At 66.5% G+C, this 11717-nt stretch carries 11 protein-coding genes; 4 read left to right on the top strand and 7 right to left on the bottom strand.

Going from position 1 to position 11717, the window contains the following annotated elements:
* On the top strand, positions 1 to 446 hold a 446-nt coding region (locus WB461_RS06270), incomplete at its 5' end, for a DUF47 domain-containing protein (protein ID WP_423851866.1).
* A gap of 2 nt (positions 447 to 448) precedes the next feature.
* The gene (locus WB461_RS06265) at positions 449 to 1462 is read left to right on the top strand and encodes an anion permease (protein ID WP_423851865.1); all 1014 of its coding nucleotides are present in this window, start codon (positions 449 to 451) and stop codon (positions 1460 to 1462) included.
* Positions 1463 to 1515: 53 nt separating this feature from the next.
* On the opposite strand, the gene pstB is transcribed toward WB461_RS06265, so the two are convergent.
* The 5 genes from pstB to WB461_RS06240 form a co-directional block, all read right to left on the bottom strand.
* Positions 1516 to 2295, bottom strand: a complete 780-nt coding sequence (gene pstB, locus WB461_RS06260; RefSeq protein ID WP_423851864.1) for a phosphate ABC transporter ATP-binding protein PstB — start codon at positions 2293 to 2295, stop codon at positions 1516 to 1518.
* A 20-nt stretch (positions 2296 to 2315) separates the two neighbouring features.
* Positions 2316 to 3377, bottom strand: coding sequence for a phosphate ABC transporter permease PstA (gene pstA / locus WB461_RS06255; protein ID WP_423851863.1), 1062 nt, complete (start codon positions 3375 to 3377; stop codon positions 2316 to 2318).
* On the bottom strand, positions 3377 to 4321 hold the full coding sequence (gene pstC, locus WB461_RS06250; RefSeq protein ID WP_423851862.1) for a phosphate ABC transporter permease subunit PstC: 945 nt from the start codon (positions 4319 to 4321) through the stop codon (positions 3377 to 3379). Before pstC ends, pstA begins: the two co-directional genes overlap by 1 nt.
* A gap of 101 nt (positions 4322 to 4422) precedes the next feature.
* On the bottom strand, positions 4423 to 5520 hold the full coding sequence (gene pstS / locus WB461_RS06245; protein ID WP_423851861.1) for a phosphate ABC transporter substrate-binding protein PstS: 1098 nt from the start codon (positions 5518 to 5520) through the stop codon (positions 4423 to 4425).
* Positions 5521 to 5688: 168 nt separating this feature from the next.
* Positions 5689 to 6576 (bottom strand): NUDIX hydrolase, encoded by an 888-nt coding sequence (locus WB461_RS06240; RefSeq protein ID WP_423851860.1) that lies wholly within the window; start codon positions 6574 to 6576, stop codon positions 5689 to 5691.
* 53 nt (positions 6577 to 6629) lie between these two features.
* Here WB461_RS06240 and WB461_RS06235 point away from each other — a divergent pair, with 53 nt between their 5' ends.
* Positions 6630 to 7709, top strand: a complete 1080-nt coding sequence (locus WB461_RS06235) for a hypothetical protein (RefSeq protein WP_423851859.1) — start codon at positions 6630 to 6632, stop codon at positions 7707 to 7709.
* On the opposite strand, the gene WB461_RS06230 is transcribed toward WB461_RS06235, so the two are convergent.
* Positions 7706 to 9826, bottom strand: a complete 2121-nt coding sequence (locus WB461_RS06230) for an RNA degradosome polyphosphate kinase (protein ID WP_423851867.1) — start codon at positions 9824 to 9826, stop codon at positions 7706 to 7708. The two genes, WB461_RS06235 and WB461_RS06230, sit on opposite strands and share 4 nt — an antisense overlap.
* Positions 9827 to 9895: 69 nt before the next feature.
* Between WB461_RS06230 and WB461_RS06225 the strand changes: the two genes are divergently transcribed.
* A complete protein-coding gene (locus tag WB461_RS06225) occupies positions 9896 to 10936 on the top strand; it encodes an alpha/beta hydrolase fold domain-containing protein (RefSeq protein ID WP_423851858.1) in 1041 nt (346 codons plus the stop codon).
* A gap of 18 nt (positions 10937 to 10954) precedes the next feature.
* On the opposite strand, the gene mshD is transcribed toward WB461_RS06225, so the two are convergent.
* Positions 10955 to 11717, bottom strand: a 763-nt coding sequence (mshD, locus tag WB461_RS06220; RefSeq protein WP_423851857.1) for a mycothiol synthase, incomplete at its 5' end; no start/stop codon positions are given.

Genomic DNA, 11717 nt, shown 5'->3' with positions numbered 1-11717 from the left:
CCCATCGGATCATCAAGCGGGTCAACAGCACCTTCATCACTCCGTTCGACCGTGAGGACATCTATCGGCTGGCCAGCAGCCTCGACGACGTCATGGACTTCATGGAGGAGACGGTCGACCTGATCGGCCTGTACGAGCTCGGCGAGCTTCCGGCAGACTTCGCACCCCAGGTCGAGGTGCTGCAGCGCGCCACCCAGCTCACGGCAGAAGCCATGCCACGGCTGCGGACCATGAAGGACCTCGACGAGTACTGGATCGAGATCAACCGGCTCGAGAACCAGGGCGACCGCTCCTACCGGCGGATCGTCGCCGACCTGTTCAGCGGCAGCTACAAGTCGCTGGAGGTGCTCAAGCTCAAGGACGTCGCCGACTCCCTCGAGCACGCCATCGACGCGCTCGAGTCGGTTGCCAACACGGTGGAGCAGATCGCCGTCAAGGAGTCCTGAGCGTGGACCTCACCCTGGCCTTGGTGATCGTCACTGTCGCCATCGCCCTGTTCTTCGACTACACCAACGGTTTCCACGACGCCGCGAACGCAATCGCGACGTCGGTGTCGACACGGGCCCTGACGCCTCGAATCGCCCTGACGATGGCTGCGATCCTCAACTTCGTCGGGGCCCTCCTGGGTGTCGGCGTCGCCAAGACCATCAAGGACATCCTCACCGGTTTCGACGGCTTGACGGCCAATCACGCGCTGACCGTGGTGCTGAGCGCCCTGGTGGGGGCGATCGTGTGGAACCTCATCACCTGGTACTTCGGCATCCCGTCGTCGTCCTCGCACGCACTGATCGGTGGTCTGATCGGCGTGGGCGTTGCCTCAGGAGTCTCGGTCGACTGGGACAAGGTCATCGACAAGGTGGCGATCCCGATGATCGTCAGCCCGGCAATGGGTTTTGGCGGTGCATTCCTCGTGATGCTGGCGATCATGTGGATCTTCCGCCGGGCCAACCCGCACACCGTCAACCGTGGTTTCCGGCTGTCGCAGACCGTCTCGGCCGCTGCGCTGTCGCTGGGCCACGGATTGCAGGATGCGCAGAAGACGATGGGGGTCATCGTGCTGGCTCTGATCGCCGGTGGTGAGCACACAGGTGATGACATCCCACTGTGGGTCATCATCGCGGCCGCCAGCGCGATCTCGCTCGGCACGATGTCCGGTGGCATGCGGATCATGCGCACGATGGGCCGCCGCATCATCGCTCTGGACCCGCCGCGCGGCTTCGCGGCCGAATCGACCGCAGCGATCGTGCTGTACGGCATGGCGATCGGGCTCCACGCCCCGGTCTCGACGACTCACACCATGACGTCAGCCGTCATGGGCGCCGGAGCCACCAAACGGTTCAGCGCCGTCCGCTGGGGTGTCGCTCGCAGCATCATCACGGCCTGGGTCATCACCATTCCGGCCGCTGCCGCGGTGGGCGCCGGAGCGTACTTCGCGCTGCGTGTGGTCATCCCGGGCAGCTGAATCTCGACCTGAGCGAGGCGCCGCTCGAACCGGATGCTGCGTCTGGGCTCCCCCTACCCGAATCGACCCTGGATGTACGCCTCGGTGGCGGGTTCGGACGGGTTGGAGAAGATCTTCTCGGTACGGCCGTGCTCGACCAGCCGGCCGGGCTTTCCGACTCCCGAAAGGTTGAAGAATGCCGTCTCGTCCGACACGCGAGCGGCCTGCTGCATGTTGTGCGTGACGATCGCGATCGTGTACTCCGACTTGAGCTCGTGGATCAGGTCCTCGATGACGCTGGTCGAGATCGGGTCAAGTGCCGAGCACGGCTCGTCCATCAGCAGGATCTCGGGCTCGACCGAGATGGCGCGAGCAATGCACAGGCGCTGCTGCTGCCCACCGGACAGGCTCGAGCCAGGCCGATCGAGCCTGTCCTTGACCTCGGTCCAGAGGCCGGCGCTTCGCAGTGACCGCTCGACGACGGCATCGGAGTCCGCCTTCTTCATGCGCTTGCTGTTGAGCTTCTGGCCGGCGAGCACGTTGTCATAGATCGACATCGTCGGAAACGGGTTGGGGCGCTGGAAGACCATGCCGATCATGCGTCGGACGTTGACCGGGTCGATGTCGGGGCCGTAGAGGTCGTCTCCGTCGATCAGCACCTTGCCTTCGACGCGTGCGCCACGGATCACCTCGTGCATGCGGTTGAGCGACCGGAGGAAGGTCGACTTTCCACAACCGGAAGGCCCGATGAAGGCGGTCACGGATTTGGCGCCGATCGGGATCGTCACATCCTCCACGGCGAGGAAGTCGCCGTAGTAGATGTTGAGGTCGGATACATCGATGCTCTTGGCCATGGTGGGGTCCTCCCTGGACCTTAGCGCTCGCCCTTGGGCGAGAAGTAGTAGGAGACGAGGCGGGCGATGAGGTTGAGCAGCATCACGATGAGCAGCAGCACCAACGCCGCTCCCCAAGCGCGGTCGATGCTGAACTCGGGCGGGACCCCGGGATTGCGCACCGACGCGTAGGCGAACACCGGGAGGGTCGCCATGCGGCCGTCGAAGAGGTTGAAGTTCACCGAGTCGGCCGCACCGGCGATGATCAGCAGGGGTGCGGTCTCACCGATCACCCGGGCGATTGCGAGGGTGATGCCGGTGACGATGCCAGCCAGGGCAGTCGGCAGCACGACCTTTGCCACGGTGCGCCACTTCGGCACGCCGAGGGCATAAGCGGCCTCGCGCAACTCATTGGGGACCAGCTTGAGCATCTCCTCGGACGACCTGACGACCACCGGGATCATCAGGACCGACAGGGCGACCGAGCCACCGATTCCCAGCCGCACTCCCTCGCCGAAGAACAGCACGAACAGCGCGTAGGCGAACAGGCCCGCCACGATCGACGGGATGCCGGTCATCACGTCGACCAGGAAGCGCAGCCAGCGCGAGAGGCGATTCTCGTCGGCGTACTCCACCAGGTAGATCGCCGCGAACAATCCGATCGGCACCGAGATCACGGTCGCAGCCCCCGTGATCAGGAGCGTGCCGACGAGCGCCTGGTAGATCCCGCCGCCCTCCCCGACGACGTTGCGCATCGAGTACGTGAAGAACTCGGCCGACAGGACGGCTGCGCCCTTGCTGATGACCGTGGCGAGGATGCTGACCAGAGGAAACATCGCGAGCACGAAGGACGAAGTGACCAGAACGGTCACCAGTCGGTCGGTGGCTTTTCGGCTGCCCTCGACGAACGCAGACCAGATCGGCAGGCTCAGGCTGACGAACCACGCGAGCAGGACGCTGCGGAGTGGGCCGACGCCGAGCGCGTACGCTCCGCCTCCCACGACGAGTGAGAGCGCAACGATGGCCTGCGGCGCACGCGTCGGAAGCTGCGCTCCACGAAGATCGTGGGAGAAGTCTCTGGTCGGCGGGAGGGTGGTCGTCATCAGTTGGCTCCGGAGAATTCTTTGCGGCGATCCACCACTGCGCGCGCGGCGAAGTTGACGAGGAAGGTGATCACGAACAGCACCAGGCCGCTCGCGATGAGCGCGTTGACACTCTTGCCGCTGGCCTCGGAGAAGCTGAGCGCGATGTTGGCGGCGATCGTGCTCGGATTGGTGCTGCTGATCAGGTTGGCCGTGACGGTCCCGGCGCTGACGGACAGCACCATCGCGACTGCGAGGGTCTCGCCAAGGGCGCGGCCCAGACCGAGCATCGCGGCCGAGACGATGCCTGAGCGCGCATAAGGGAAAACCGCCAGCCTGGCCATCTCCCAGCGGGTCGCCCCGAGCGCCAGTGCCGCCTCCTCGTGCAGACGAGGCGTCTGGAGGAAGATCTCCCGGCAGATCGCCGTCATGATCGGCAGGATCATGACGGCGAGGACGATGCACGCGGTCATGATGGTGCGACCGGTCGTGGAGGCGGGACCGGCGAAGAATGGGACGAAGCCGAGGTTCTTCTCGAGCCATTGGTAGAACGGCACCAGATTCGGGGCGAGGAACTGGATGCCCCACAGGCCGTAGACGACACTCGGCACGGCGGCGAGCAGATCGACCAGGTATCCGAGGGTCTGTCCGAGCTTGCGGGGAGCGTAGTGAGAGATGAACAGCGCGACACCGACAGCGACAGGCACTGCGAGAATCAGTGCCACTGTTGCGGCGATCAAGGTGCCGTAGACCAGCGGCCAGACATAGGGAAGGAAGCTTTGGCCACTCTTGACCTCGTCAGGACTGGCAAGGATGCCGGGGATGCCCTCGATCGTGAGGAAGGCTGCGACTCCGGCGAGCACTGCCAGGATCAGAACGCCCGCGCCAGTCGACAGTCCGGAGAAGACGCGGTCGCCGGGCCTACGGACGACAGTGCCCTTGCGGGGGCCGAGCGTGCTGATCACAGGTGCAGCCTTTCAGAAACACGGGCTGGTAGGAACAGAAGGGTCCTGACCGACCCTTGAGCCTGCCGAAAAAAAGATCGGCAGGCTCAAGGGATCAGGTATCAGGCTGCGGAGATGGTCTCGATCGCGGCCTGGACCTTCGAAGCGAACTCCGAGGTCAGGGGCGCCGAGCCGGCCGAGTCGCCAGCGGCCTGCTGGCCCTCATCGCTGGCGACGTAGGTCAGCCAGGCCTTCACGAGGTCAGCAGTGGCCTTGTCGTCGTAGGTCTGGCAGGCGATCTGGTAGGAAGCCAGAACGATCGGGTAGACGCCCGCCGCAGTCGACTTGCGGTCGACGTCGATCGCGATGTCAGTTGCAGCGCGTCCCGCGACGGCCTTGGAGCTGTCGAGGATCTTGGCCGCGGCCTCGGGCGTGGCGGCGGTGAATGTGTCGCCGACCTTGATCTTGGCCTGACCGAGATCGCCGGCCTGGCTCTCATCGGCATAACCGACCGTGCCGTTACCGCTCTTGACGGCCGCGACGACGCCCGAGGTGCCTTCGGCAGCCTCGCCGCCCTTGATCGGCCACGTCTCGACGACACCGCCGCTCCAGCCACCGTTCGAAGCCTGGTCGAGGTAGTCGGTGAAGTTCTTGGTGGTACCCGAGTCGTCCGAGCGGTGCACGGGAGTGATCTTCGTGCTCGGAAGCTTCGCGTCCGGGTTGTCGGCCTTGATAGCGGCGTCATCCCAGCTGCTGATCTTGCCCTCGAAGATCGCCCCGACCGTCTTGGGCGACAGGTTGAGCTCCTTGACACCGTCGAGGTTGTAGACCACGGCGATGGGGCTCACGTACACGGGGACCTCGACGACGTCGCCCTTGCAGGTCTCCTTCGCTGTGGCGAGCTCTTCGTCGTCCAGGTAGGCGTCCGAGCCGGCCAGCGCGAAGCCGCCTGCGAGGAACTGCTCGCGGCCTCCGCCCGAACCGACCGGGTCGTAGTTGACCGTGGCGTCGGGGTTTGCGGTCTGGAAGTTCTTCTTCCAGGCGGCGATGGCAGCCTCTTGGGCACTGGAGCCGCCGGCGCTCAGTGTGCCGGACACCTTGCTGCCTCCTCCGGTGGAGGAACTGGTGCCGGATTCGTTCGCTGCACCACAGGCGCTGAGGCCGAAGGCGAGTACAAGCGCGGCCGCGGGAGCGGTCTTGAGCAGTGAGTTGCGGTTCACGGGCGTCCCTCTCTGGGATTTTCATGCTACTGGGATTTTCGGATCGTGTACTCAAAGGACACTAGGAGCCGCAGGTGTATCGGCGTTCGCCCGCAGGTGAACGGGCGGTGAACGGCGACGTAACGATGATGCGCTCGGGCCACGATCGGCACTGCAATGAGACGTGGATCACGCCAACGGCTCGACCGCGACAACTGACCCCTTGCGATGGTGCACGACGACCGCCTCGCCCGCTGCCAAGTCCTCGACGTCCATGCCGAGGGCGTCGAAGACCCACGGCAAGGTCGGCCGATGCGAGCACAGCACGGCGGGTTTCTTGCGGTCGAGCAGGGCATCGACCGCGCGACCAACCTTCGAGGCACGGGTGTTCTCTGCGAGCCGCTCGTCAATCTCCAGAAACGTGCTGATCGAGTCGGCATACGGCTCGACGGTCTGCGTGCACCGCACGGCTGGGCTGCTCACGACCCGGCGTACTCCGTAGGCGCCGAGCAGCGGCACCAGCGCCTGCGCGCGCTCCTCGCCGAGCGATGTCAGGGGACGGGCGAAATCATCCTCGTGCTCGGTGCGTGACGCCGCCTTGCCGTGTCGGATCACCAGCAACGTGCGGGTCCGATGGCCCCGGCGCCTCTGCAGCTCGCGGAAGGTCTCGAGCACCTCGCGATCGTGCTGATAGGTAAGCAGCTCTGCCGCCTCCTGGAAGCCGATCCAGCGAATCTCGTCGACCTCCCTGTTCGGCACGAAGGCGTCGGCGTCGTGCTGACTGACCGGGCGGGCACTCCAGTAGGCAACGACCTTGGTGCCAGCGGTCACGGGGTACTGAACCTGTTGGAGAGGCACGCCGAGCCGGACGCGAATGCCGGTCTCCTCGGCGATCTCGCGGACCGCGGTGGTCTGCAGTGCCTCGCCCGCATCGACCTTGCCCTTGGGGAAGGTCCAGTCGTCGTACGAGGGACGATGTATCACCAGCAGCTCAATCCGGGAATCGGCTCGGCCGGACCCTCCGCGCTTGCGCCACACGACTCCGCCTGCGGCGTTGATGATCCGTTCACGTGCCATACGCGTATCCTCCCCTGAGAACATGGCGAGCGGGTGACGGAGGTGTGGACGGGATGCATCTGCGTCGCGTGGTCGGGTCGGCCCTGGCAGCATTTCTGGCGATCGGACTCATCGGAATGGGCGGCTGGTGGGCCAATGGACGGATCGCCGCCGACACCCGATCCTCCCTCACGGTGGCTCTGGACGCCCTGCCGATGAAGACCCAGGTCGCAGGATTCACGGACTGGGCGCACATCCGGTCCGAGCTCGGCATCGACATGGCCGCAACGACGGCGGCGCGCGCAATGCTGGCCGACGACGCAGCACTGCTCGACCTGACGACCCGATCCGTCATCGGGAAGTACGCCGAAGAGATGCACGACGTCTACGGGTGGTCCGCCGCCGATCTGGACTGGGAGACCTACGGGCAGGCCATGGGTGGCGCGGTGATGGTCGCGCAGCTGGGCACCACGGTCTCCTTCGACGAGGTACGAGCCCGGCTGATCAAGCTCGGCTACGTGCAGGAGGGCCGGGTGTGGTCGCTGGGCGAGGGTGGGGTGCCGTCTGCGACGCCCGACCTCGTCGCCACCTTGAAGTCAGTCATCCTCGAGCCGCGCCGACGCCTGATCATCGCGCCCGACCGAGCGGGATATGTCTCGACCGTCCTCGAGTCGATCGATCGGGACGCGCCCAGCCTGCTGGCCAACCGAAGTGCGCAGGACGTGACCCGGCAGATGACCGGCGCCGACAGCGCGCTGCTACAGGCCGGTCCGTTCGCCTGCGAGTCGACCTCGTTCACCGACCGCGGTGCCGATGTCGAGGCGCAGGCCCGCGCGGCGTTGGAACGGGCCGGCCCGCTCGCGCCGCCGCGCTACGCCGGCCGAGCGCTCTACGGCGGCCCCGGATCGAAGCAGGTCATGCGATTCGTCCAGGGATTTGGGTCACCCTCGGTCGCGACCGCGCAGCTCGTGACGCGCCGTCGCCTCGCCGCCGGTCCGTTCATCGGGGGAGCAGGGCGCATCGAGGACTCGCTCACGCTGACTTCCGCCGCCGTGCAGGGCACCACCACGACACTGCAGTTCAATCACGACCCGGACTCGGTCGCGTACATGAGCGGCAACGGGCCGCTCCTTTTCGCCGGCTGCGCCCCCTAGCGGGACCGCCGGGCCTTGGCCCGATCGATCAGCACCGACTGCAGGTTGCGCGACCCAGCATGACGCGTCCATTTACCGTCCGAGCCGAGGTGCCAAGACATCGTGTCGGGGTCCACCGACAGCGCGAGGAGCTCGCCGAGCTCCGTGGTGTGCGCCGGACTCGGTACGCGCACCAGAACCTCCACCCGTCGATCGAGGTTGCGGTGCATCAGGTCGGCGGAGCCTATCCACGCTTCAGGCTCGCCGCCGCCGGCGAACCAGTAGACCCGGCTGTGCTCGAGGAAGCGCCCCAGGATGCTGGTGACGTGGATGTTGTCGCTCAGTCCCGGAACCCCGGGACGCAGGGTGCAGATGCCGCGGACGCTGAGGTCGACTCGCACGCCGGCGCGCGACGCCTCGTAGAGCTTGTCGATGATGGCCTCGTCGACCAGCGAATTGATCTTGATCCGGATGCCTGAGGGGCGCCCCGCCTCGTGGTGGGCGATCTCGCCGTCGATGCGCGCGACCATCCCGTCGCGCAGTCCAGCCGGGGCGACCAGAAGTCCCCGGTACGAGAAATCCTGCGCAAAGCCCGACAGGTTGTTGAACAGATCGGTGAGGTCGTGCGTGATGTCGGGGTCCGCAGTCAGCAGCCCGAAGTCCTCGTAGAGACGAGCGGTCTTCGGGTTGTAGTTGCCGGTGCCGATGTGGGCATAACGGCGCAGGCCGTCGGGCTCGTCCCGCACGACGAGTGCCAGCTTGCAGTGCGTCTTGAGTCCGACGAGCCCGTACACGACGTGGCAGCCGGCTCGCTCGAGCTTGCGGGCCCAGCGAATGTTGGCCTGTTCGTCGAAGCGAGCCTTGATCTCGACGAGGACGAGGACCTGCTTGCCGGCGCGGGCAGCATCGACGAGCGAGTCGATGATCGGCGAGTCGCCAGAGGTGCGGTACAACGTCTGCTTGATGGCGAGGACATGCGGATCAGCGGCAGCCTGCTCGATGAATCGTTGGACGCTGGTGGCGAACGAGTCGTACGGGTGGTGCACCAGTACGTCTCGCTTGCGCAGTGCGCTGAAGAGGTCGGCGGGCTTGGAGGTCTCGACCTCGGCCAGATGCTCGTGGGTGCCGGGAACGAACGGCTCGAAGCGCAGCTCGGGTCGGTCCAGGTCCGCGATCTCGTTGAGGCTGCGCAGGTCCAACGGGCCTCGCAGGCGCACGACTTCCTCGCGGCGAATGCCGAGCTCGGACACCAGCAGGTCGAGCACTCCCTGATCGATCGACTCCTCGACCTCGAGGCGCACAGGCGGCCCGAACTTGCGCCGCAGGAGCTCCTTCTCCAGCGCCTTGAGCAGATTCTCGGCGTCATCCTCCTCGACCTCGAGATCCTCGTTGCGGGTCACTCGGAAGGCGTGGTGCGCGATGACCTCCATGCCGGGGAACAGTAGATCCAGGTGCGCGGCGATGACCTCCTCGAGCGGCACGAAGCGGCCCGGGTCGGCCTCCATCCACCGGTTGATGATCGGTGGGACCTTGACCCGGGCGAAGTGGTCCTTGCCGGTCTCCGGGTTCCGCATGACCAGCGCCAGGTTGAGCGAAAGTCCCGAGATGTACGGGAACGGGTGGGCCGGGTCGACCGCAAGCGGCGTGAGGATCGGGAAGACGCGATCGCGGTACACGGAGCTGATCTGTTGCTGCTCGGACTTCCGCAGCGAGCTCCAGTGCAGCAGCTCGATGCCCTGCTCGGCGAGATCCGACACGAGCGCCTGATGGTAGGTCTCGGCATGCCGGACCATGAGGTCCTGGCTCGCCTCCAGGCCGCGCGACAGCACGTCGCGGGGATTCAACCCGCTCGCCGACGGCACGGCGACCCCGGCAGCAATGCGGCGCTTGAGGCCGGCGATGCGGACCATGAAGAACTCGTCGAGGTTGCTCGCGAAGATCGCGGCGAACCGGACACGTTCGAGCAGGGGGAGCGAGTCGTCCTGCGCCAGCTCGAGCACGCGGGCGTTGAATGCGATCCACGACAGCTCACGATCCAGGAAGCGATCGTGTGGCAGCGAGCTCTCCGCAGGATCGAACGGAGGGTCGACGTCGAACTCGTCCGGTGACGCGGGTGCTTCGATGTCGGCCACGGCCATCTCGTGAGTGTCCACAGGTACACCTTGTCAGGTCAAGGTGAACGTCGAGCCATGCGCTAACTTGTCCGCATGTCGATCCTGAGCCAGTTCGTCGGTACCGCCCGCGGGGCAGCCGCCCGCTCTGTCCTCGCGCTGCCGCGCCCGATCATCAGGCGGCTGGCCGGAACGCCGGTCGTCGTGGACGGCAAGACGCTCGACCCGGAGATGCAGCTGCTGCTCAGGCTCATCAAGCTGGATGGCCCGGCGGTGGAGACCATGCCAATCCGCAAGGGGCGTGCCGCGGTAGTCGCCGGCGCACGAATGGTGGGCGGGTCGCTGCCGATCGGCGCGGTGACCGACCGCACGATCGACGGTCCCGGTGGCCCACTGACCCTGCGCTTCTACACGCCTCGCGGGCTCACCGGTGCCAGCCCGGCGTTGGTGTTCTTCCACGGTGGTGGCTGGATCTACGGCAACTTGGAGAGCCACGACGCGATGTGCCGATTCCTCGCCGAGGAGGCCCAGGTGCGGGTCGTCGCGGTCGACTACCGGCTGGCTCCCGAGGCGCCATTCCCCGCCGCCTTCGAGGACTCGTGGGCTGCGTGGACGTGGATCGCCCAGCACGCCAAGGGCATCGGCATCGATCCGGACCGCATCGCGGTGGGTGGCGACAGCGCCGGCGGCAACCTCGCGACGATCGTCGCGCAGCATGCGATCGGTGACGAGATCGCGCCAGCGTTCCAGCTGTTGATCTACCCCGCGACGGACTTCCTCGGCAACAGCGAGAGCCGCAAGACCTTCGCCGAGGGGTTCTATCTCACCAAGGTCTTCATGGATCTTGCCGAGGACAGCTACCTGGTCGGCGACGAGGACCGGACCGAGGCGCGCTTGTCACCGCTGCACCAGGACGTCGCGGGCATCGCGCCGGCCTACATCGTGACGGCTGGCTTCGATCCACTTCTGGACGAAGGCAAGGCGTACGCCGACAAGATCCGCGCGGCCGGGGTCTCGGTCGAGTACAGGTGCGAGGAAGGCCTGATCCACTCGTTCGCGAACATGGTCGCCACCGGAACCGCGGCCCCTCGCGCGATGCGACGAGCCGCAGCAGCCCTGCAGCGCAACCTCTCCTGACCCGTCGATGCGTCCGGTTCACAGGGAGTAGAGGACGTCCTTCTTGTGGTCGTGGAAGCCGAGACGGCGGTAGACCGCGAGGGCCGGGGCGTTGTCCCCCTCGACGTACAGGTCGACGGTGGAGAGGTCGCGCTCGAACAGGTGACGCAGGCCTCGCGCGGTGAGCGCGGTCCCCAGTCCACCGCCCTGGGCATCAGGGTCGATGCCGACGACATAGACCTCGCCGATGCCGTGCTCGACCTTGGTCCAGTGAAATCCGGCGACCTGTCCTTCGAATTCGGCGATGAACAACCCGGCCGGGTCGAACCACGATGACGAGGTCCGTCGATCGAAGTCGGTCCGGTCCATCGCACCCTGCTCGGGGTGGTCGGCAAAGGCGCGCGCGTTGACAGCGATGACGGCCGCGGCGTCGTCCGGTGTGTATGTGCGAAGGGTGACGCCGTTCGGCACCTGCTCGTCGGCGGGAGGGCCGTGGAACGTCAGCCGCAACACCAACAGGGTGCGCTTGACCTCCAGTCCGGTCGATGCCGCGAGAGCCTGCGCGCCGGGCAGGTCACCGTGCGCCCAGAATTGCTCCTCGCCGTCGGCCAGGAGCTCGTCGAGAATGCGTCGTCCCCGCCCCGCGCGGCGCCGATTGGGATCGACCACCACCTCGACCGGCGCATCCCCCACGGCGTACGCCGCGGCGGCGATCCTGCCGTCCGGTTCGGATTGCTGCACGATGACGCGGGCCCGTGCCCCTTCGCGGAGCGCGAAGATGCTGGCCTCGTTGAAGGGTGCG

Origin of the sequence: Aeromicrobium sp., from assembly GCF_049587115.1 — a bacterium.
Taxonomy (GTDB): Bacteria; Actinomycetota; Actinomycetes; order Propionibacteriales; family Nocardioidaceae; genus Aeromicrobium.
Note: the sequence above shows the minus strand (reverse complement) of the source record. Positions and strands in the feature narration are given on the sequence as shown.

What these genes read in the sequence shown, in the direction of transcription:
- WB461_RS06235 (WP_423851859.1), top strand. Translation starts at nt 6,630, where the DNA reads ATGCATCTGCGTCGCGTGGTCGGGTCGGCCCTGGCAGCATTTCTGGCG.
- WB461_RS06230 (WP_423851867.1), bottom strand. Translation starts at nt 9,826, where the DNA reads ATGGCCGTGGCCGACATCGAAGCACCCGCGTCACCGGACGAGTTCGAC.
- pstB (WP_423851864.1), bottom strand. Translation starts at nt 2,295, where the DNA reads ATGGCCAAGAGCATCGATGTATCCGACCTCAACATCTACTACGGCGAC.
- pstA (WP_423851863.1), bottom strand. Translation starts at nt 3,377, where the DNA reads ATGACGACCACCCTCCCGCCGACCAGAGACTTCTCCCACGATCTTCGT.
- WB461_RS06240 (WP_423851860.1), bottom strand. Translation starts at nt 6,576, where the DNA reads ATGGCACGTGAACGGATCATCAACGCCGCAGGCGGAGTCGTGTGGCGC.
- WB461_RS06225 (WP_423851858.1), top strand. Translation starts at nt 9,896, where the DNA reads ATGTCGATCCTGAGCCAGTTCGTCGGTACCGCCCGCGGGGCAGCCGCC.